The 19,956-nt window shown below is 31.8% G+C and carries 24 protein-coding genes; 5 read left to right on the forward strand and 19 right to left on the reverse strand.

Annotation, left to right across the window (positions count from 1 at the left end; genetic code table 11):
- Positions 1 to 121 precede the first annotated feature (121 nt).
- Positions 122 to 880, reverse strand: a complete 759-nt coding sequence (locus tag Q0910_RS01150) for a peptidylprolyl isomerase (RefSeq protein ID WP_299211412.1) — start codon at positions 878 to 880, stop codon at positions 122 to 124.
- Between Q0910_RS01150 and Q0910_RS01155 the strand changes: the two genes are divergently transcribed.
- Both Q0910_RS01155 and Q0910_RS01160 read left to right on the forward strand, forming a co-directional pair.
- A complete protein-coding gene (locus tag Q0910_RS01155; protein ID WP_299211415.1) occupies positions 874 to 1,518 on the forward strand; it encodes a CoA pyrophosphatase in 645 nt (214 codons plus the stop codon). The two genes, Q0910_RS01150 and Q0910_RS01155, sit on opposite strands and share 7 nt — an antisense overlap.
- Positions 1,519 to 1,685: 167 nt before the next feature.
- Positions 1,686 to 2,489 carry a lysophospholipid acyltransferase family protein gene (locus Q0910_RS01160; RefSeq protein WP_299211418.1) on the forward strand — a complete coding sequence of 268 codons (804 nt, stop codon included), beginning with the start codon at positions 1,686 to 1,688 and terminating at the stop codon, positions 2,487 to 2,489.
- Positions 2,490 to 2,615: 126 nt separating this feature from the next.
- Here the strand turns inward: Q0910_RS01160 and Q0910_RS01165 are convergent, their stop codons facing one another.
- The 16 genes from Q0910_RS01165 to Q0910_RS01240 all read right to left on the reverse strand — a co-directional run bounded on the left by Q0910_RS01165 (position 2,616) and on the right by Q0910_RS01240 (position 14,913).
- On the reverse strand, positions 2,616 to 2,786 hold the full coding sequence (locus Q0910_RS01165) for a hypothetical protein (protein ID WP_299211421.1): 171 nt from the start codon (positions 2,784 to 2,786) through the stop codon (positions 2,616 to 2,618).
- A 325-nt stretch (positions 2,787 to 3,111) separates the two neighbouring features.
- A complete protein-coding gene (locus Q0910_RS01170) occupies positions 3,112 to 3,312 on the reverse strand; it encodes a hypothetical protein (RefSeq protein ID WP_299211424.1) in 201 nt (66 codons plus the stop codon).
- 175 nt (positions 3,313 to 3,487) lie between these two features.
- Positions 3,488 to 3,640: a hypothetical protein gene (locus Q0910_RS01175; RefSeq protein WP_299211427.1), complete on the reverse strand. Its 153-nt coding sequence runs from the start codon at positions 3,638 to 3,640 to the stop codon at positions 3,488 to 3,490.
- 203 nt (positions 3,641 to 3,843) lie between these two features.
- Positions 3,844 to 4,014: a hypothetical protein gene (locus Q0910_RS01180; protein ID WP_299211429.1), complete on the reverse strand. Its 171-nt coding sequence runs from the start codon at positions 4,012 to 4,014 to the stop codon at positions 3,844 to 3,846.
- Positions 4,015 to 4,162: 148 nt separating this feature from the next.
- A complete protein-coding gene (locus Q0910_RS01185; RefSeq protein ID WP_299211431.1) occupies positions 4,163 to 5,785 on the reverse strand; it encodes an AraC family transcriptional regulator in 1,623 nt (540 codons plus the stop codon).
- Between the two features lie 181 nt (positions 5,786 to 5,966).
- Entirely contained in the window at positions 5,967 to 6,722 is a 756-nt protein-coding gene (locus tag Q0910_RS01190; protein WP_299211434.1) for a LytTR family DNA-binding domain-containing protein, read from the reverse strand.
- Between the two features lie 104 nt (positions 6,723 to 6,826).
- Positions 6,827 to 7,966, reverse strand: a complete 1,140-nt coding sequence (locus tag Q0910_RS01195) for an amidohydrolase family protein (RefSeq protein ID WP_299211437.1) — start codon at positions 7,964 to 7,966, stop codon at positions 6,827 to 6,829.
- A gap of 223 nt (positions 7,967 to 8,189) precedes the next feature.
- Entirely contained in the window at positions 8,190 to 8,495 is a 306-nt protein-coding gene (locus Q0910_RS01200; RefSeq protein ID WP_299211440.1) for a 2TM domain-containing protein, read from the reverse strand.
- A 35-nt stretch (positions 8,496 to 8,530) separates the two neighbouring features.
- Positions 8,531 to 8,845 (reverse strand): 2TM domain-containing protein, encoded by a 315-nt coding sequence (locus Q0910_RS01205; RefSeq protein ID WP_299211443.1) that lies wholly within the window; start codon positions 8,843 to 8,845, stop codon positions 8,531 to 8,533.
- Positions 8,846 to 9,090: 245 nt separating this feature from the next.
- A complete protein-coding gene (locus Q0910_RS01210) occupies positions 9,091 to 9,405 on the reverse strand; it encodes a 2TM domain-containing protein (protein WP_299211446.1) in 315 nt (104 codons plus the stop codon).
- Between the two features lie 12 nt (positions 9,406 to 9,417).
- Positions 9,418 to 9,750, reverse strand: a complete 333-nt coding sequence (locus tag Q0910_RS01215) for a 2TM domain-containing protein (RefSeq protein ID WP_299211449.1) — start codon at positions 9,748 to 9,750, stop codon at positions 9,418 to 9,420.
- 11 nt (positions 9,751 to 9,761) lie between these two features.
- On the reverse strand, positions 9,762 to 10,106 hold the full coding sequence (locus tag Q0910_RS01220; RefSeq protein WP_299211452.1) for a 2TM domain-containing protein: 345 nt from the start codon (positions 10,104 to 10,106) through the stop codon (positions 9,762 to 9,764).
- A complete protein-coding gene (locus Q0910_RS01225; protein ID WP_299211454.1) occupies positions 10,099 to 11,460 on the reverse strand; it encodes a 2TM domain-containing protein in 1,362 nt (453 codons plus the stop codon). The genes Q0910_RS01220 and Q0910_RS01225 overlap by 8 nt, the downstream gene beginning before the upstream one ends.
- Positions 11,461 to 11,500: 40 nt before the next feature.
- Positions 11,501 to 12,124 (reverse strand): hypothetical protein, encoded by a 624-nt coding sequence (locus tag Q0910_RS01230; protein ID WP_299211457.1) that lies wholly within the window; start codon positions 12,122 to 12,124, stop codon positions 11,501 to 11,503.
- 136 nt (positions 12,125 to 12,260) lie between these two features.
- A complete protein-coding gene (locus tag Q0910_RS01235) occupies positions 12,261 to 12,683 on the reverse strand; it encodes a DUF2141 domain-containing protein (protein WP_299211460.1) in 423 nt (140 codons plus the stop codon).
- 76 nt (positions 12,684 to 12,759) lie between these two features.
- Entirely contained in the window at positions 12,760 to 14,913 is a 2,154-nt protein-coding gene (locus tag Q0910_RS01240) for a TonB-dependent receptor (protein WP_299211463.1), read from the reverse strand.
- A gap of 201 nt (positions 14,914 to 15,114) precedes the next feature.
- Here Q0910_RS01240 and Q0910_RS01245 point away from each other — a divergent pair, with 201 nt between their 5' ends.
- Positions 15,115 to 15,978 (forward strand): GLPGLI family protein, encoded by an 864-nt coding sequence (locus tag Q0910_RS01245; RefSeq protein WP_299211466.1) that lies wholly within the window; start codon positions 15,115 to 15,117, stop codon positions 15,976 to 15,978.
- Positions 15,979 to 15,985: 7 nt separating this feature from the next.
- Here the strand turns inward: Q0910_RS01245 and Q0910_RS01250 are convergent, their stop codons facing one another.
- Positions 15,986 to 17,284, reverse strand: a complete 1,299-nt coding sequence (locus Q0910_RS01250; RefSeq protein WP_299211470.1) for an NAD(P)/FAD-dependent oxidoreductase — start codon at positions 17,282 to 17,284, stop codon at positions 15,986 to 15,988.
- 208 nt (positions 17,285 to 17,492) lie between these two features.
- Between Q0910_RS01250 and Q0910_RS01255 the strand changes: the two genes are divergently transcribed.
- The gene (locus Q0910_RS01255; protein WP_299211472.1) at positions 17,493 to 17,987 is read left to right on the forward strand and encodes an RNA polymerase sigma factor; all 495 of its coding nucleotides are present in this window, start codon (positions 17,493 to 17,495) and stop codon (positions 17,985 to 17,987) included.
- A 2-nt stretch (positions 17,988 to 17,989) separates the two neighbouring features.
- Complete coding sequence (locus tag Q0910_RS01260) at positions 17,990 to 18,613, forward strand: hypothetical protein (RefSeq protein WP_299211474.1); 624 nt, start codon at positions 17,990 to 17,992, stop codon at positions 18,611 to 18,613.
- A gap of 36 nt (positions 18,614 to 18,649) precedes the next feature.
- On the opposite strand, the gene Q0910_RS01265 is transcribed toward Q0910_RS01260, so the two are convergent.
- Positions 18,650 to 19,831 carry an LETM1-related biofilm-associated protein gene (locus tag Q0910_RS01265; protein WP_299211476.1) on the reverse strand — a complete coding sequence of 394 codons (1,182 nt, stop codon included), beginning with the start codon at positions 19,829 to 19,831 and terminating at the stop codon, positions 18,650 to 18,652.
- Positions 19,832 to 19,956: the final 125 nt, after the last annotated feature.

The raw sequence follows: 19,956 nt of genomic DNA on the forward strand, positions 1-19,956 counted from the left end.
TAAAAGTCGAGATTTAATATTTCTGACTTTTCTAACTCAGATGTATTTTGTAGTTTCCCTCAAACCTCAAACCTCAAACCTCAAACCTCAAACCTCAAACCTCAAACCTCAAACCTCAAACCTATTTAATCACCTCTGCTTTAATAAAGATATTTTCTTTTGGCCATTCACTGCCATCTACAGGTACATTGGATATTTTATCAGCTACATTCATTCCTTTTACTACCTTACCAAATATGGTATGTTCTCCATCTAGATGATGAGCTCCTTGTTTTGCAATGACAATAAAAAATTCATAGGGAGTAGAACGATTAGAAGGATTATTGACCCATTGTTTTGACAAGGCTACAGATCCACGATTGTGTTTAAGGCCTTTAATAGGTTCATGTGGCACAGTATAATCTCCAATATCATGACGTTTCTGAGCCATTTGATTACGATCACTATTTCCACCTTGAATCACGAATCCTTTGGCTACTCGATAAAAAAAGGTTTCATCAAAATATTTTTGTTTTACTAGGTAAATAAAGTTAGCCCTATGTAATGGAGATTCTTTATAAAGTTGAATATGGATATCTCCAAATTTAGTATTGATACGCACTAATGTTTCAGGATTTTCCTTACCATATTGGAGTAAGAAGCTCTTCATGTTTTTGTTAGTAAGCTTAAAAGGTTCATCCTCCGAAACAGAAGTGTCTTCAGTTTTTCCTTTTATTTCCGTTTTTAGTGTATCATTCTGGGAACCAGATTTTTCTGTAGAAATAGGCTGTTCGTTTTCGATAACGCGCTGCTTAGTTTTTTTAGATTGTGTATCTTCACAACTACAGAAGCTAAAAAAAGCAATACAACTACACACTAAAATTACTCTGTTAAATGACATTCGAAACGTTTAAAAGTTTGATTCCAAAAATACAGAAAATGTCAGTACCTGGAGAATCTTCTCATTTTATTATGGCTCCCGAGATGAGAATGCAAGAGCTTTATAAACTTAAAATAGAAGAAAAAAATCCCAGAAATGCAGCTGTACTCATGCTTTTCTATCCTAAAGAACATCATACGCATCTGGCATTAATACTACGTCCTACCTATGAAGGCGTACATTCTGGTCAAGTTGCGTTGCCAGGTGGTAAAGTAGAAGAATTTGATAAAAGTTATGAATCTGCGGCGTTAAGAGAAACTTGGGAGGAAATAGGAGTGAAGTCTGATTCCGTGGATGTATTGAAGCAGCTTACCAAAGTGTATATTCCTCCATCTAATTTTTGGGTACATCCTTTTCTTGGTGTAACTCATAAAACACCTAATTTTATTCGTCAAGAGGAAGAAGTAGCAGAAGTTATTGAGGTTCCACTAGAACAATTGTTAGATGAAAACCGAGTAATTTCTAAAAAATTATCAACTTCTTACGCCGAAAATATCGAAGTACCATCCTTTGAATTAAATGGTTACGTAGTTTGGGGAGCAACTGCAATGATGCTTAGTGAACTTAAAGTACACTTAAAATCTGCGTTGGAGGCATGATTTTGTATATTTGGCTCCCATTTTCTTCTTAATATTTAGAAGAATTTAACTGAATTGTTATCTATTATTTAATTAATTGTAATTAGTTTTAAGTGAAACTAGTTGATAGTCAGATGTTATTGTCTGTTTTGTTAAATAAGAGAGACGCTGATAAATTAAAATTATTTATGGGATTATTTAAAAGAAATCCTTTTGGTCATATATTATTTCTGAAAAAATGGCTCATAAGAATTATGGGTTCTATGACGCATAGACGTTATAGAGGTTTTAATGAATTACAAATAGAAGGAAGTGAAATTTTTAAGGATCTTCCTGATACTAATGTGCTATTTGTTTCTAATCATCAAACGTATTTTGCAGATGTAGTGGCGATGTTTCATGTTTTTAATGCAAGTTTAAGCGGACGTACAGATTCTATAAAAAATATAGGGTATTTATGGAAGCCTAAATTAAATTTATACTATGTGGCGGCCAAGGAAACGATGAACGCTGGTTTGTTAGCAAAAATATTAGCATATGCTGGTGCTATTACAGTAGAAAGAACCTGGCGAGATAAAGGTCAGGATGTTAATCGTCAGGTAAAGATGAGTGACATTACTAATATCAAAAGAGCCTTAGAAGATGGATGGGTAATTACATTTCCACAAGGAACTACTAAACCATTTAAGCCTATCCGTAAAGGAACTGCACATATTATTAGACAATATAAACCTATTGTGATTCCTATCGTAATAGATGGATTCAGAAGATCTTTTGATAAAAAAGGGATTAGAATCAAAAAGCGCGGTATCTTACAGTCAATGGTTATTAAGGAACCATTACAGTTTGATTACGAAAATGATTCTATAGATGATATCGTTGGTAAATTAGAGTTCGCAATTGAGCAACATTCTTCTTTCCTTAAAGTAATTCCTCAAGAAGAATTAGATGCAGAAGAAGAGTTGAATAAAAAAAGACGTTGGGAATATTAGATATTCCTGTATTCAAGCTATAACTTGATATTTTATTTTCAGTAAAGTATTAGGGATAAGAAAAGCCAAAAAATCATTAGTTTTTTTGGCTTTTCTATGTTAACTTAATACGTATGAAAAAAACAATTACATGATTTGGCAATATCCCCAATGACAAAAGAATTCTTCATACTCATAACCTGGAATTCCATTTAAAGAAAGACAATCCGCATGATTCCTACACTGCATACCTGTGTTACCTCCATTAATAGTTTTTTGCTCCTTTTTGTTTAAAACTTGAGCCCCTTTTAATTGCATTAATTTTTTCATTTTTTTAGAAATTACTTGATTTTATTGTTGTAGCAAGCATTTAAAGACAGTTGCTATTTTCTGTCTGTTTTGGCTAAGAATCTTCTTTATTTTTTAACGTGGGCTTAAACCTTATAATTAGGATATTGAGTTTCCTCTCCTTAGGGAGAGGATTAAGGTGAGGGTGTTCATTATTAAAAACCCTCATCCTAGCCTTCTCCCTTAGGGAGAAGGAACTAATCAAGTTTATAAAAAACTGATTATCCAATAAATTTTAAGTCGAACTCACGTTTTTTCCTTAAAAAGACGCTCTAAATGGCGCTTTTTGAACTGTTTAATTAAACGAACAAATAGAAAGTGTAACAACGTTTCCGTTGATTATTCTTTCTACTCCGCAACTTCCAGAACAACAATCGCTGTCATCGATACATCTTCTGGCTACGTTCTGGCATCCATAAGTTCCTCCATGAATTGATTTTTGATGGTTCTTTTTAAGTATTGTTACTCCGTTTACTTTTAGAATTTTTTGAATCATTGTGTGATTTTTAGATTAGAAATGTTTTAAAAGAAGAGGTCTAAAAAATAAAATATCAATGTCAAACTGAGCTTATTGAAGTTTTTATATTTTAATTTTCAAATTGTCTTCGACAGGCTCAGACTGACCACTTCTTACTTTTAGAGCTTTTTATACAACCTCAGGGAAATCATTCTTAGTCTATCTGTTCGAAACAACGACCAAAAGAACAGCTTCCTGCACATAATCTAAGACACTGATCTCCGTAATACGTTCCGGCCTTAATGGTTTGCTGTTCTTTTTTGTTTAATTTACTTACCCCTTTTAATTCTAAAATGTTATTAAGCATAATGATGTGTTTTAAGTACCTACTCTGTCTTAAGGTTTTCGGCGACCCCTTTATCAAAATGTATGAAAAATGATATCTTGATGTTGATACTAAAGTAGTAGGTAAGGAGAGGTATTAAAAAGTAAGGTTGACCATTTTGAACAAAATAGCCATAAAAAACCCTGCATATTGGCAGGGTTATTAGGGTACAAAAAAATGTAATGCTATTCAATACCTAAAGCACAAACATTCCAAAGCTCATGGCCTAGATCGACAATGTTTGTATTGAGTGTAAGAGTACTAGATCCTCCTTCTATTTTTTTCATGCCAGATGTGTTAATCCTAGCTATAGTTAACTTTTTTAGTTTGATTTTTTGTTTTCCGTTTTTTTTCATTTCTAAAATTATTAATAATTAGTTACATTTCTTTTAATCTTGAAAAGAGTAATCTTACGATAAGAAAAATGTATTTCGATAGAAATATATTTTATTTTATGTACTTAGAACAATCATGCATGGCTAAATTGTTTAAAATAGTCATAGATTATGCGGTAATTTCGGAGCTTAGTTGTTGCTTATCCAAACTCTTAATATAATAGGACGGATTGATCCCTGTTTTTGCTTTAAAGTGTTTTACCAATGAATAACTACTCTTATATCCAATCTCCGTAGCAATGGATTGAATAGAGTAGGACCTAAATTTTTTATCCTCCTTTAATCTTTTTAGAACATAGTCGATTCTAAGATCGTTGATATACTCGGTATAGTTCTTTTCTTTATAGATGTTTATGGTTTTGGATAGATATGTAGCATTTGTTTTTAACTTTTTTGCCATGGATCTGAGATTACAATCCGATTTCAGAAAATATTCCTGAGCTTCTAATTTTTCCAGTCCTTTAATAATTTTGTTTACCTTTTGCTCATCGATAGCGATCTCTTTTCGCGGTTCTTCTTTGGGGATTGAAATTTGTTTGATCGATTCTAAAACATCGATTTCTTTCATTAATTTGTCAAACAAGGTTTTGTTTGATCGTTGCTTTCTAAAATATAAGAATACACTACAGATCAATGCTATTGCGGTAACCAAAAGAATCCAGAATATCTGATTTTTTGCCAGCTTCTCTTCTGCTTGCTTTGCTTCCAGTACAGTTATTTCTTGTTGAAGTTTATCTGTTTCTTTTTCGTGAATAATGTCTACCGTTTGGTCTTTATCTTTTTGGTAATACTCATTTAAGGTAGCATACTTATTATTCCATAACATGGCCTGCTTATAATCTTCCTTTTGATTATAACAATTTGCTAATAACAAATGGGATCTAATGGCTGGAGGTTTGTATGTGTCACTTTCTTCAAAAGAATTAATACTATTTAGTAATATATTAATAGCTTTGTCATATGATTGTTTTTTATAAAAACAATTAGCCATAAAATAATCAGTTCTGATTTTTGGGAATGATTTATTATTAATTTGTTTATGGTTTAGTATTTTCTTTGCCTCGTACAAGTGTTTTAAAGACGTATCGTACTCTTTTTGGTAGTAAAAAACCATTCCTTTTTTAATTAACAAATCTAAATACAATTCATCTAATTTTAGAGATTGACTCATCTTAATACCCTTCTTAGCATAGTGTAATACAGAATCATATTGCTCAGCATCCAGATATATATCACTTAGTGTGGTTAAAAATCTTAGATGGTTTTCTTTGTTATAATATGTAGTGTTAGGGATAGTTTTTAAAGATCGAAGTGCAATTTTTTGCGCTTTAACGTTTTTATTCATTCTTGATAACACTATGATAAGCCCGGAATTGACTATGATTTCTTGTTTTGAATCTCCCGTTTTTTCAATGATCTCAAGGGCATTATGGTAATTATCTAAAGCCTCTTTATTTTTTCCATTTCTACAGTAAATATGCCCTTTCATTGTATATGCAGTGCATAAAAGTGTATCGTTCTTTAGTTTTTTAGCTATAATTTCTAGCTCATTATAAGATGCAATGCTTTTTTCGTATTCTTCTGTTTTATACAATATCATTGCTAGCTTTTTGAGCTCTTGAGCATCTTGTATCGTATTCTCTTGAGCAGAAATATAGAAGGAGTTGAATACAAGTAAAAATAATGGTAAAAAAATGTATTTACCTGATAAAAATTTATTGTGAGTTGTCATTATGATGGATATGTGTATTATCCAAAAGTAGGTAATACTTTTATTTTTTTAGAATATCCAATCAATATCACCAGAATAGAAAAGAAAAATATTGTATTTACTTGATTATCATTGAATTAAAAATTATTATGGTAATCTAATGAAAATGTGTTGAATCTATCATAAAACAAAACATTCTGTTTTATTCTAACCATTCCCTAAAATCTTTCACACGTTCCCTGGCAACGATGATCTCTTGTTCATTAAAATGATGCAATTTTATCTGTAATCTAGAATTGGTATAAGAAATGATATCCTTAATAGCATTAATATTAATATAGAATTTTCGATTGACACGGTAGAATTGTTGAGGGTTTAATTCATCTTCAAGAGATTCCAGTGTAGTATCAATAAGATAATTTCTGTTTTCGTTGGTATGAAGATAGGTGCCTTTGTTTTCGGAATAAAAACATTCAATATCCTCGACAGAGAATATTTTAAGATGTTGACCCACTCGAGCAGTAAAACGTTTTTTATATACTCGATCCATAGGATTAATTAGCAATTTTTTGATATCCTCAAAATCAACCTTTAAAGATTGTGTAGAAGGTAGTTGATTTTTATATTTTTTCACAGCAGCTTCTAATTCTTCATCATCAATAGGTTTTAGTAGGTAATCAATGCTATTTAGCTTAAAAGCTTTTAATGCATATTCGTCGTAAGCAGTTGTGAAAATAATAGAACTTTTGATCGTAATAGTATCAAATATTTCGAATGATAGCCCATCACTTAATTGAATATCGAGAAATATAAGATCCGGATGCTCATTATTACTAAACCATTCAATAGATTCGCTTACAGAATGTAGCATAGTATGAACCTTCATATCTAGGTCATCCAGCATACGACTTAATCTTCTGGCAGCAGGTTTTTCGTCTTCTATTATTATTATATTCATGTTTTTAAGTTGCAAAGTTTAAAGTTACATAATTAAAGGGTTGCAAAGTTACAGAGAATCAAAGTTTGAAAAATCCAACAATCCAATTGATCTAATAATCTAATTTACTTTTTTGATTGTACTTTTTTCCCGGCTTTCCAAACGGTTTCAATGGTTTCTATATTTTGGATATCTTCTATGGGATTTTTACGAAGTAATAAAATATCTGCAATATATCCTTCTTTTATATATCCTATTTTACCTAACTCAAATCGATCAGCAGGATAGGAGGTAGCTCCTTTTAAGACTTCTGTGTTTGGAACGCCTGCTTCAGATACTAAAATTAATTCTTTATATAGATCTGTACCATGATTGATATTTGCATTTGGCGGATCCGTACCTATTAATATTGGAACACCTATTTTATATAGTTTTTGTACTTCTGCGAACAAGAATGCGGTTTTAGTTGCGATCTCTTCTTCGCTCTTTTTTCTAATTACTTTTAACACCTCAATATTAGTAAGTAGGGTAGGTATTACAAAGAAGTCTTTATCAGAAGATAACTGTTTAAGTTTATCATATGTTAATGGCTTATCATTCCAGATATGAACTAAACCATCTGCATTATTATTAAGTACCTGATAAGCATCTTCGACTTTAGAAACATGTACGACTACCTTTTTTTCTTTTTTATGAGCTTCGTTAATGATTGCTTTTACAGTTTCATGAGATAAAGTCGGTTTCCAGGGTTCGACAATGATTTTAATATGATCAACGCCTGCATTTATTCTATCCTGAACAAATTTAGCAGCATCTTCTGGTTTTGTTAGCGTCGGGACAGGAAACCCATATTGTGTTCCGTGTCCTTCTGGTGCAGTTGCAGCATAACCAGCAACAAAGAAGCGTGCATAATTTGTAGAATCTTTCATCGATTTCATCATTGCCTGATAGGGCTCCACTCCGTGCATATCTAATAAGTTTAATACACCAGCTTGCGCAGCTTGTTCTAATGCATTCGGTGCCCAGGCATGAACATGGCAATTGGTCATTCCTGGCATTACGAATTTTCCTTTGCCATTTATAATAGTAGCATCTGTACTAATAATTTTCCCGACTTTAGAAATTTCCCCGTTTTTTATTAAAATTGATGTTTTGTCAATTACTTTTTCACCGTCAAAAAGCGTTACATCTTTAATTACAAAAGATTCCTGAGCAGTAAGCACCCCTATAAAAAATATTATAATGAGATTGATAAATGTTTTCATGTGTTTATAATATTGTTTTAGATGTCACATGGAACTCGCCAAATAATCATTTTGCTAAGTTTCAGATTTTTTGCTTTGACTTGTTTTATTTTGATCGATGTTTAGACTTCTTAGATTGTTAGAATTCTTGGATATTTAGAAAGAAGGTTAGACTTTAGAAAAAATTATATGAAAGATCTGGCAATCCAACCATCCAATTGATACAATGATTCAATAATCCAGATTACTCCCAAAGTTGTTTTTCATTGTCTTCTTCATCCATATATTTTCTGATTCTGCGTTCTTCCCAATCTTTATCAAACATAGGATTAATTCTATAAGCTTTTACTGCGTGGAAAGCCAAACCTATTCCCCAGCCAAAAGCAGCCCATAAAAACCAGGCATAGCGCCATTCATTGGTGTAATAATTTATTCCAGCAAGAAACCCAATAATAACGATGTATGAAAAAAGGTTATTATAAAATTTCTTTAGTTCGTCTACACGTTCTTTTGCTCGTTCGTATCTTTTTTGTTCTTCGAAATCTTTCATGATGGTTAGTTTTATTTTTTTTAGTTTAGATTGATCTATAATACATCCAGGGTATCATCCTTATCCATTAGTTCTTTAATTTTACGCTCTTCCCAGCTTTTACGAAAAATAAAATTATTTTTAAAAACCTTTAACCCGTGAAATAATAATCCTATTCCCCAAAGTATTGGAGTAATGTATAAGTGCCACTGCGACCAGTTTTTAAATCCCTGGCTTTCAAAATTAGTATTGATAAAGAGCACAATTATATTGATGACAATATAAAATGTTAAATGTGTATAAAACCCGCGTTCATCGTCCACTCTTTTTTTAGCTAATTTGTATTTTTTTTCGTCTTCATAATCTTGCATGATGATTCGTTTTTTAATTGTTGCTTTTTAATTAATGATTCCTTTTTTTAATCTCAGTTCAATCTATGGATTTGATTAAAAGAGCCGTCAAATTGAGTGGTTTTTCATAGTGAAACGAAGAAAAATTGTATCGAAATTAGGCTTTTGATTGAAAATTCACTTGTCTTCGATACATCCGCATGAGGCGGACACTCTGACTGACGTAATTTTTTTACTAGAACTAACGTTTTTAATCCGGTTGATATCTATAGATAATCTATAGTATCATCTTTATCCATAATTTCTTTAATTTTTCGTTTTTCCCATTGTTTACTAAAAATTATATTAGGGTTAAAAACCTTTATCCAATGAAAGAATAAACCAATTCCCCAGAAAAACGGAGTGATATATAAATTCCAGTTTAACCAGTTATTAAATCCTTCATCCATAAAATCAGAGTTTACAAACAGCAAGAAAATGTTTACAATAACATATACCGTGAGGTGGCTGTAAAATCCTTTTTCTTCCTGAACTCGTTTTTTTGCGATTCTATATTTTTTTCGTTTTTCAAAATTTTCCATTTTCTATATCTTTTAAAGATCATCGATCTTATCCATTATCTCATTAATTTTTCGCTCTTCCCATTTTTTACTAAAAATGGATCTGCTAAACTTTTTTCTTAATCCGTTTTTTTCTCTAAACGTCCATAATCCATGTCCTAGCAAGAAGACACCCCACGATAATGGAGGAATTATTAAATTAGGAAGCAAGTAACTATCATAGAAATAATCTTTTAGATATAAAATAACTGCGATGATGATTATATTGATCACTACATATACCGATAAGTGTGTATAAAAGGCTCTCTCTTCTGTAACTCTTTTTTTTGCTCTTTTGTATGCTTTTTGTAGTTCAGAATTTTCCATTTTCTATTCTTTTAGATATCATTCTTCTCTTCCATAAACTCCTTAATCTTTTTGTCTTCCCATTTTTTACTAAAAATAGATTGATTAAGTAGTTTTCCCAATCCGTTTTTCTCTCTAAATGTCCATAATCCGTGTCCTAATAAACCTAATCCCCAGAATAGTGGAGTACTGATTAAATTCCAAGGTAAGAAATTGTTATAATCTTCGCTATTTATATAGTCTCCAACCTTTATTTTGAAAATAAAGATGATAATATTCATAACAACATATACTGCAGCGTGTCCGTAAAAGGATCTTTCTTCTTTTACTTTTTTTTTGGCTTTTATATAGGCTTTTCTTTTATCAAAATCATTCATAATTTCTTCTATTAGATTCGTCCATATACTTTCTGATTTTTTTCTTCTCCCAATCTTTTCCAAATATCGGATGGTGGTCAAATGCTTCTGCATAATGAAAAAGTAGACCTAATCCCCATCCTGCCATTGGGAAAATAAACCAGGGTAGACTAAAACCTGTAGTTCTGTAATTGATGAATATTAAAAATGGGATCACAATACAGTAAGCAGTTAAACTACCGTAAAACTCTTTCATTTTCTTTACTCTGTCTTTTGCTCTTTTATATTTTATATCTTTTACGATTTCTATGTTTTGTAATGTTGTCATATCGATTGATGTTATTCTTTTAGTTAATATTGGAAGCTTTGCAATAAAAGCTGTTTCTGTTTTGAATACAGAGAATTCTCTTTTGGTAAGCAATCCGTATCGTTGTTTTACATTTCCTAAACCTACACCGCTGCTTTGTTTGATTACTTGTTTAGGTTGTAGGTTGTTTTCTACAATTAGAAAACCTTCGTCTTCATAAATTTTAATATGCAATGGTCTGTTGGGCATGACCACATTATGCTTAATTGTGTTCTCTAATAGAATCTGCAAAGACAGTGGCACTACTTTCGCTTCTGGGTTAGAAGCGGATTCGGGCATTTCAAAAATAATGCTGTCTTCAAACCTTAATTTTAATAAGGTCATATAAGTCTTTGCGAATTTTAACTCTTCATCTATGGTTACTAATTCCTTATCCTTTTGTTCTAAAACGTATCTGTAAACCTTAGACAAAGAAGTGGTAAACTTCTGTGCCATTCTAGGGTTTTCATCAATCAAGGATGTCAATACATTAAGACTATTAAACAAAAAGTGCGGATCTAATTGGTTTTTTAAAGCTGCAAATTTTGCTGAAGCTGTTCCTGCTATTATTTTTTGTTCTGTAACCTTTTTTTCTTGTAATGCTTTGTAGAAATACATTGCATGGAAGAATAAAGATAATGCTGTAGTAAAAAGTAAAGGAAAAATATAGTCTTTAAAAGATTGATTTTCAATAAATTCACTAGGGTTCTGTTTTTTTAAGATAATTACTGAAGTAATAAACTCACAAATCGCATAGCCTACAATAGTTATAATTATTGAACCCCCAGCTCCGATAAGTATTCTTTTAAGACCTTTGTTTTTCCATTCAAATTTATAATTAATGAATCTAAAATATATAGTGTTTATATAGCATAAAGAAAAAGAATACATAAAATTAATGCCCCACCATAATAGTGTCGAAATTTTTTCAAATTGGAATCCATTACTAAAGAGTGTCAATAATGCCACAACTATAGAGACTCCCAGGGAAACAATGAAAATAAATTTTATGTCTTTTAATGTATGCATGTGTTTTAGAGATCTGTTTTTTAAATGTACTAATATAATATCATTTACAGTTTTCTTTGATCCGTTCTATTTGATCTTTTCCCCAAGATGGGTAAAAAAGAACTGTTGTTTGTTTTTGGGTATTAAAAAGAGAAATTGCTTTTTCTATCTCAGGACAAAAGGCTTTTGGGTCTTTACCCCAGAATTTTGCAGCTCCCATTTGCCACTCTGCGTGATATAATATTGCTCTTGGGTTTTCAGGCTCAATAATTTTTGCTTTTTGATACAATTCTTCTACTTTACCGGAATGTGTCATTCCATATTTTGCACCGTCATATACTACATAGGCTGTATTTAGCATAGCTTCCATAATCAGAATTTCTGCATTGTTCTTAGAAAAAGTTTTAGCTTCATTCAGGTAATTCTGTGCTTTTGTTAAACGAGATTCTATTTCCTCTGCATCTTTACTACCAAAAGTGGTAACAATATGTATTTGTGCAGCATAGTAATACGGTAGCCAGTTATCTTTTTCTGCCTTGCCAATACGTTCAAATAAATTGGCGGCTTCGTCGTTTTTTTGACTTCCCCATAACTCAAAAGCTTTACCCATTCCTTTTTCGTAAGCTGCTTGAGAATTTACAGAGGTTATTGCAAAAATGCTAAGTATGATGATAATTGTTTTCATTTGTTAGTGTTTTAAGGTTTTGTTTAACTATTCTCAGGGTGACAATGATTTTTGTTTTACAGTGTAAAGATCCTTTAATACTGTGTGTTTTGGAATTATATCTTACCGAATTGTAGTTTATTGAGGATGAATTGTGCTAAAGTTTAATAGACTGATGGACTACTTGTTCTGAAACTGAAAATTTAGCATCTTCCCAGCTTGGTGGTCCGAAACTTCCTTTCGCATTGTTACTAGTTCCATAGGGCTCTTTTGGTATTTTAAAAAAATTGGTATCTAATTTTTTATTATCATTTTCATCATGATATAATGAAATCGCATACGTTCCTTTTGGTATGTCATCCAGTGTAACTATTAGTGAACCTTTTTTAGCCTTTATAGCAACCGATTTGTATGTTTTTTTATAAAAATTATCTTCACCGCTATATAAACCGATCCTAATGTTTCCTTCATCTGATTTTATATTAGTTATATTAATTTCAATACTGTTAGTATTGTTTTGAGCAAATATTGCTATTGGTAATAAAAGCGCTAAAATGGATGTAATACGTCTAGTTTTCATATTTTTTGTTTTAAAGTTAAACTGAATTTGTGCTTAAGAAATAATAGGGCCTATGTTAATGTCTTTACTTTAGAAATCACAAATTATCCAATTGATTATCTGTTTTATTATCACTGATCGTCCAGAAGAATCCTATAATAAAAAAACGATCGGCCGTTGGCCTGATGGCACGTCTGGCAAAGTCTCCATTGACATTGGGAGTATTAGCGTATTGATAGTTAAATACATTATCGAAACCGAGAACATTAGATACGGATACGAATAAAATCTTTTGCTGACTGATTAAATATGCCCAGCTTACATTTAAAGAATTAAAAGTTCTTGTTTTTTCGCCTAAAAAGTTAGCTGTATTTGGATCTGTATACGGACGTCCTGAAGCAAAGTTATAGGTAGCGCTTATTAACGATTTCCAATCTTGAGCCCAATATTTCCCTACTACCGACAGATTATGGTTTGTCGCAAAATTAGGAGTGGCTCGTTCTGGATAGTTTCTGTAATCTCTCTCTGTGTCTAGATATGAATAACTAGTCCAATACTCAAAATTTTTGATAGACTTGTTATCTCTCCAATATACATCCAATCCTGCAGCGTATCCGTCTCCAGTGCTATTATAATTACTACCAAATTCGGGCATTTCAGTATCAAATTTCGCTAAACGATCATAACTTTTGTAATATGCTTCTGCTCTTAATGTTCTACCATTGTTTTGATAGAGGTAATTAAGAATATAATGGGATGACTTTTCTGGATCTAGTGAGCTATTATATTTAAGAATATCTTGCTGTGGTGTCTGATAAAAATCTCCGTAAGCTAAAGAAATCTGAGATTTTTCCGCAATCTTATAGGCTAACGAGGCTCTTGGTGATGCCTTAGTAAAGTCCAGTAACGCATTATGAGTTGCTCGTATTCCTAATTGCATAGCAAGCTTTTTATTGAAAAATATGTTTGCTTCAGAAAAAGCTGCGGTACTATTATTCTCAAAACTACTCTGGAAATTTCCAGAGGAAATAATAGTAGCTTCTTCTTTAAAATTTCCAAGAAATTGTTCTGCACCAAAGCTTAATTTGAAACGATTACTGAATCTCTTTCTCAGTTTTATTTTTAAATGAGCTGCATTGTCATCGTTGTCAACGTTTGTTTCTTCAATTTTTATATCATTATGGTCATTGGCAAAACTAGCTCCAGTTGCCAGAGTCCAATCATTTCCTAATTCACCTTTATAGGATGCATTGATATACAAGTTTCTATTTTTAAGCCCAAAATTGATGCCTTCTGGTACATTGATGTCTTCCTGTATTAATTCGAAATCTGTATAATTCAATCCTCCGTAGAGTTTAAATAACCCATTATCGAATTGATGTCTATATACAGCCTCTCCTGATAAAGACTCAAAAGGTTTTATCCAGTCTACGCGTTGAGAAATAATTTCCTGATATGGTTTTAGATTTAGGTAAAAGGCATTTATACTAAGGGAGTTATTTTTCCATTTTTGAGTATTTCCAATTCCGAGACCAACACTAATAAAGGATAGATCGGTTTTTTCTTGTTCTGGTTCATCAATCGTATTCAATAATAAAACACTGGATAAGGCATCGCCATATTCTGCAGAGTATCCACCAGTAGAAAAATTAGTTCCTTTGAATAAGAAAGGGGAGAAGCGACCACGCGTAGGGATATTATTAGCTGTTGCTGCAAAAGGTTGAAAAACTCTAAGTCCATCAATATAGACATTAGCTTCATTGGCATCACCACCTCTCACAAAAAGTCTTCCATCTTCAGCGACAGTTGACGTTCCAGGAAGCGTTTGGAAAGCTCCGATATAATCACCTGCTGCTCCCGCTGTGGTAACAATATCTAAGGGAGTTAGCACAGATGCTTTGCTATTGTCACCGGCAGAGAAGGTACCAGCATTAAGAATAACGCTACCCAGTGAATTGACATCTTCTTTTAATGCTATTTTTAAGTCTTTCATTTCTGTTACAGAAGTATGTAATGAATAGGTTTCAAAAGAAAGAAAAGAAATGACTAATGTTTGTTCACCAGTTTCAGAAGTAGAAAAATTGAAAGTTCCGTCATCTGTAGATGATGCACCATCATAGGTTCCTTCTAAGTAAATATTAGCTCCTGGAATTGGAACTCCGGATGGTTCTGTAACAATACCTGAAATTGTGGTTTGTGCATTCAAAAACGTTACAGTGAATAATAAAATTGTAATTAATAATGATTTCATTTGGTCGTTCTTTATTGTTCTTAATTGATACCTCAAAATTGAGCTAATGAATTAGATCTTAAAATTGAATACTACCGAACTGTAGAATAATTAGGATGGATTGTGAGATTGACTAAAAACAAGGGCGTTTAAAATAAACTAAGAAATTAGTTGAATCATTCAACTAATTTCTTAGTTTTACATTTCATAATCAATCAAAAAATGAAAAAACTATTATTACCTACTGTTATTTTATTCTCTGTTATACTTAATGCACAGAAGATTACTGTATTTTATAAGGAGAAAAGAGTTCCAACCCAGGTTTCCACGCGGCAGGAACAATTTGACCCAGAAGAGTTTTCAGAATATAGAACTGAAATTAAGAAGATTATAGCTGCGATGAGAGCAGATAAAGACAAGGATTCGACTCAGATTTTTAGAGAAATGTTACAGGAGCAAGCAGATAAAATGTCTGCTCATTCTATGAAAAAACGAAGAAAGCCTTTAGAAATTCCTGAATACGATTTTATTACTGTACTAAAAGTAGATCATAAGAAATCTTTGTATTATCCACAAGAGAAAGTTAGTAATGATACTTTGTCAGAAACCAGGACTAACGAAAAAGGAAGGAAGTATACAAGAGAGCATATAAATTATAATGACTCAGAGATTATATATGTTGATCGAACATCAAAAAAAATAGTGAGCTCTCTAAAAATACATGAGTTTGATCAAAGAGGTAGAACATTTTTGATAGAAGAAGAGCTAGAACAACTACAATGGACATTGATAAAAGAAACAAAAAAGATCGATCAATATATATGTTATAAAGCGATACTAAACAACTCAGACAAAAAAGTAGAAGCCTGGTACACTAGAGAGATTAAATTAGCTCACGGTCCTAAAGGGTATTATGGGCTTCCTGGACTCATATTGGAACTAAAAGAAGATAAAAGAACGGTTAGTTTTTATAAAATCCATGTACTCCCTGAAGATGGTTTTGAACTAAAACCTCCAACTGAGGGAGAAAAAATAAGCAGAGAAGAGTTAAAGGATTTACCCGCAAAACTATTCAACGAGTATTAATGGTTTCTTACACCCGTTCTATAGCATTTTCTTCTTTATTCTTAAAAGGTCTTACGATAAGTCTGGCAGCCTTGTCATAATTGATATAATTATAGGTCCAGTTAAAGAAAGTAACAAAGCGATTTCTAAAGCCTACTAAAAACCATAGATGGATAAACATCCATATAAACCAGGCAAAGAATCCTCCAAAACGAAATTTACCTATATCTACAACCGCCTTATTACGACCTATAGTAGCCATCGATCCTTTATCAAAATACTTAAAAGGAGTCATTGGTTTTCCTTTTAAATGTCTTTTTAGATTTTTTACTAAGTGATTTCCTTGTTGGATAGCTGGTTGCGCTACCATTGGATGTCCTCTCGGATAATCCTCTGTTTGCATCAAAGCGATATCTCCTAAAGCATAAATATTATCATATCCTTCAATTTGATTAAATTGATTTACCTTATATCTATTGGCTCTTGGTATGAGGGCATCTGCATGTAACCCTTCTACAGGAGCTCCTGTAACACCGGCAGACCAAATAAAAGTTGCTGTTTTTAGAGATAAATCTGTATTGGTAGATACCAGGTTAGATTCATAATTAGTTACCTGCGTATTGGTATGAATATGAACTCCCATTTTTTCTAAGAATTTGGTAGCCTTTTCAGAAGCATGCTCGCTCATTGGAGGTAAAACACGATTAGCACCTTCTATTAAATGAATTTCCATAGTACTAAAATCCATATCTGGATAATCTTTAGGAAGTACGTTTAGCTTTAATTCTGCTATTCCTCCAGCTAATTCTACACCAGTTGGGCCTGCACCTGCTAATACAAAACGTAATAATTCCTTCCTCTTTTTGGGATCAGTTGTAATTACTGCTTGCTCCAGGTTTTCTAACACCAGACTTCTTAGATTCAATGCTTGTGGTAAGTTTTTCATCCGCATCGCATTTTTTTCTATAGTCTCATTTCCAAAGAAATTGGTTCTTGCTCCCGTAGCAATGACCAAATAATCATAAGTAATGCTACCAATAGCTGTATGAACCTCTTTATTCTTTGGGTCGATAGCAGTTACTTCTGTCATTCTGAAATATGTATTCTTACCACGTTTTACGATTTTTCGTAACGGATATGCGATAGAATCAGGTTCTAAAGAGGCTGTAGATACTTGATATAATAAAGGTTGAAATGTATGGTAATTATGTCTGTCTAATAAAATGAGTTGTACATTTTCTTTTACCATTTTTCTGGCAAGTGCAACTCCTGCAAAACCACCTCCGATAATCACTAATCTTGGTAAATTAGTATAAGGAATATTCATAAATATAATCTTGTTTTACAAAGATAAAATGATAATGTCATATACACTATAGAATATTTATTTTTGTTAAATCTGAAGAATAAAATCGCTGATTATCAAGTGATAAAGAAGATGTGTTCCGAAATAAGATCATCATAAATGGAAAAATTAATTTTTAATGTGTAACGGATTCGTTTTATTGTCTACATATAAGATGTAACTAACTAAAGTGAATAAAGAATTAGAACATAGTTTTGTAACCAATCTTGAGCAAAATCAAAATATTGTGCACAAGGTCTGCAGGATATATACAAATGATGCGGACTCACATAATGATTTGTTTCAGGAGATAACTATCCAGTTATGGAAAGCATATCCTAAGTTTAGAGGAGATTCTAAATTCAGTACCTGGATGTATAGGGTTTCATTAAATACAGCGATTACCTTATATCGTAAGTCCAAAAGAAGTATTAAAACTACGGATTTTGATACGATGGATTTCAAAATTAAGGCTGAAGAATATGATGATGAGGTAGAGCAAAAGCTTAAGTTAATGTATGCAGCGGTAAAACAACTAAATGATATTGAGAAAGCTTTGGTTTTCTTATATCTAGAAGATAAATCATATAAAGAAATTGCAGAGACTATGGGGATCTCTGAGGTAAATGCAAGAGTGAAGATGAATCGAGTGAAAACAAAGTTGAAAAAAATATTAAACCCATAATTATGGATGAATTAGAATTATTAAAAAAAGACTGGAAGAATCAAGAAGAAGGGCTTCCTAAGTTATCATATAATGAAATCTATAAGATGATTTTAAAGAAATCATCTTCAATGGTAAAATGGATTTTTGTCATTAGTGTTTTAGAGTTTATTTTATGGTCTTCGATTGATATTATTGTAAGATTAAGTGGTCACTATGATGAACTTGAGGTTCATGGATTAGAAGGTTTCTCTCTTTTTACCACAATACTATCTTATAGTATCTTAATGTATTTTATGGTTCGATTTTATCTGAATTATAGAAATATCCAAACGACAGATTCGGCTGCTGTATTGATGAAAAATATACTGAATACTAGAAAAACGGTGAAACAATATATATGGATCAATATTGGTTTTTTAGCATTGACGACTTTAGTAATTACGATTTATACGGCATTTTATACCGATGCATATACCAGTAAATCAATAGATCAAGAAGTACCGACTTATTTAATTATAGCTACTACCTTAATCGTAATAGCAATTTTTCTAGTACTTTTAGCATTATTATATAGATTGATTTATGGTATATTAACAAGAAAACTTAAGAAGAATTACGAAGAGCTTAAAAAACTAGAAGTATAAGAGCAATAAAAAATCCCTGATCAAATTAGGGATTTTTTATTTATTCTCGTTAAAGGCTGAAGGCAATAGCTGAGGAATAAACTTAATTAACAAAGGCATTAATAAACTACCTCCTGGTAAAATAAAGATAGCTAGAGAAGGTATAGTCTTACATACATCCAGTAATTGTTGTTTTACTTTTTGCTTTTCTTCTTTAGATAGATCTCTAACCGCAGACTGACCCAATAAAATCATCAAATCTTTACTTTCTGAGATCTCTTTAATTAACCTTTTCTTATTTCTAAGAATTAGTACACTCACCGTTCTAGAGGTTTGCTTATAAAAGTGATGTGCAGGATTAGAATAATTAAAAAAGGAAATATCTTCTTTATGTTCTTTTACAAATGACTGTACAGAAGACAGAGATTCTTTTACCCATTGATTGGGTAATCCTAGTTCTGCTCCCAATGCACGAATAAAATCCTGTTCTCCAAAATCAATTTCTCTATCATTCCATACTGCTAAACTGGTAAGATCTAAAATATATCTCTTCTCTAAATCATCAGTATATTCATCCAGGTCAATCTGATCAAAACTGGCATCTTCATCTGTACTGACTTTTGTATATCTTACAGATGAAGCAAATAGTTTGACTAATAACTCGTCATAATTATCTTTTTCGATTTTTGAGTTTAAAGCTAGAAAAACAATATTAGTCAAGGTTTCTTCCAGTGTAGCCGCATATTCAATAGGGTTCTTATCATGAATCAAGAAATGCTCAAAAGCTAATACATCAATAAACAGTAATGCATTCGTTAATAAATGGCTAAAGTTTTTCTTAAAAATAGATTCATTGGTTTGGATACGTGTGTGCATAATCTTCTCCAGCTTTTCACTTTTACTTGTAGTCAATGCATTGATAAAAGAGAAGAAAGATTTTTTAGTATCCAGGTATTCATAAAATTCAATAAGCGCTTTTATACAATCCTTTGGATCACCATTATCAATAGTTTCATAGTAGGTTACTACTAAAGCTGCGAAAAGATTAATTTTTGTTTTCTCCTCTTCAGAATAAATAATTTCCGAATCATTAGGTAAGACTATTTCTACTGATGTACCGTATATAAAACCTACTTTCCTAAGTCTTAGATATAATGTATCCAGAGAAGACTGAGAAAGAGTGTTGACATCAAAATCTCTTAGAAATTTATCTATCCAACCAGTAGTTGAAGGGTTCATTGGTTAATTAGTTTAATGCAAAGTTAATTTTTTTTTATCTAAACGGGGCGCTATGATCGTTAAGATGAGGAATCGACTAGTTAACAAATCTTTAACAATGTATAGAAAACCGAGACCTTTTTTTC

The organism is uncultured Aquimarina sp. (genome assembly GCF_947495315.1).
Taxonomy (GTDB): Bacteria; Bacteroidota; Bacteroidia; order Flavobacteriales; family Flavobacteriaceae; genus Aquimarina.

Coding starts and splice junctions, on each gene's coding strand:
- Q0910_RS01260 (WP_299211474.1), top strand. CDS start 17,990: ATGGATGAATTAGAATTATTAAAAAAAGACTGGAAGAATCAAGAAGAA.
- Q0910_RS01200 (WP_299211440.1), bottom strand. CDS start 8,495: ATGAAAGATTTCGAAGAACAAAAAAGATACGAACGAGCAAAAGAACGT.
- Q0910_RS01240 (WP_299211463.1), bottom strand. CDS start 14,913: ATGAAATCATTATTAATTACAATTTTATTATTCACTGTAACGTTTTTG.
- Q0910_RS01175 (WP_299211427.1), bottom strand. CDS start 3,640: ATGCTTAATAACATTTTAGAATTAAAAGGGGTAAGTAAATTAAACAAA.
- Q0910_RS01165 (WP_299211421.1), bottom strand. CDS start 2,786: ATGCAATTAAAAGGGGCTCAAGTTTTAAACAAAAAGGAGCAAAAAACT.
- Q0910_RS01225 (WP_299211454.1), bottom strand. CDS start 11,460: ATGCATACATTAAAAGACATAAAATTTATTTTCATTGTTTCCCTGGGA.
- Q0910_RS01170 (WP_299211424.1), bottom strand. CDS start 3,312: ATGATTCAAAAAATTCTAAAAGTAAACGGAGTAACAATACTTAAAAAG.
- Q0910_RS01155 (WP_299211415.1), top strand. CDS start 874: ATGACATTCGAAACGTTTAAAAGTTTGATTCCAAAAATACAGAAAATG.
- Q0910_RS01150 (WP_299211412.1), bottom strand. CDS start 880: ATGTCATTTAACAGAGTAATTTTAGTGTGTAGTTGTATTGCTTTTTTT.
- Q0910_RS01195 (WP_299211437.1), bottom strand. CDS start 7,966: ATGAAAACATTTATCAATCTCATTATAATATTTTTTATAGGGGTGCTT.
- Q0910_RS01250 (WP_299211470.1), bottom strand. CDS start 17,284: ATGAATATTCCTTATACTAATTTACCAAGATTAGTGATTATCGGAGGT.
- Q0910_RS01205 (WP_299211443.1), bottom strand. CDS start 8,845: ATGCAAGATTATGAAGACGAAAAAAAATACAAATTAGCTAAAAAAAGA.
- Q0910_RS01185 (WP_299211431.1), bottom strand. CDS start 5,785: ATGACAACTCACAATAAATTTTTATCAGGTAAATACATTTTTTTACCA.
- Q0910_RS01215 (WP_299211449.1), bottom strand. CDS start 9,750: ATGGAAAATTCTGAACTACAAAAAGCATACAAAAGAGCAAAAAAAAGA.
- Q0910_RS01190 (WP_299211434.1), bottom strand. CDS start 6,722: ATGAATATAATAATAATAGAAGACGAAAAACCTGCTGCCAGAAGATTA.
- Q0910_RS01160 (WP_299211418.1), top strand. CDS start 1,686: ATGGGATTATTTAAAAGAAATCCTTTTGGTCATATATTATTTCTGAAA.
- Q0910_RS01220 (WP_299211452.1), bottom strand. CDS start 10,106: ATGAATGATTTTGATAAAAGAAAAGCCTATATAAAAGCCAAAAAAAAA.
- Q0910_RS01245 (WP_299211466.1), top strand. CDS start 15,115: ATGAAAAAACTATTATTACCTACTGTTATTTTATTCTCTGTTATACTT.
- Q0910_RS01235 (WP_299211460.1), bottom strand. CDS start 12,683: ATGAAAACTAGACGTATTACATCCATTTTAGCGCTTTTATTACCAATA.
- Q0910_RS01265 (WP_299211476.1), bottom strand. CDS start 19,831: ATGAACCCTTCAACTACTGGTTGGATAGATAAATTTCTAAGAGATTTT.
- Q0910_RS01230 (WP_299211457.1), bottom strand. CDS start 12,124: ATGAAAACAATTATCATCATACTTAGCATTTTTGCAATAACCTCTGTA.
- Q0910_RS01180 (WP_299211429.1), bottom strand. CDS start 4,014: ATGAAAAAAAACGGAAAACAAAAAATCAAACTAAAAAAGTTAACTATA.
- Q0910_RS01210 (WP_299211446.1), bottom strand. CDS start 9,405: ATGGAAAATTTTGAAAAACGAAAAAAATATAGAATCGCAAAAAAACGA.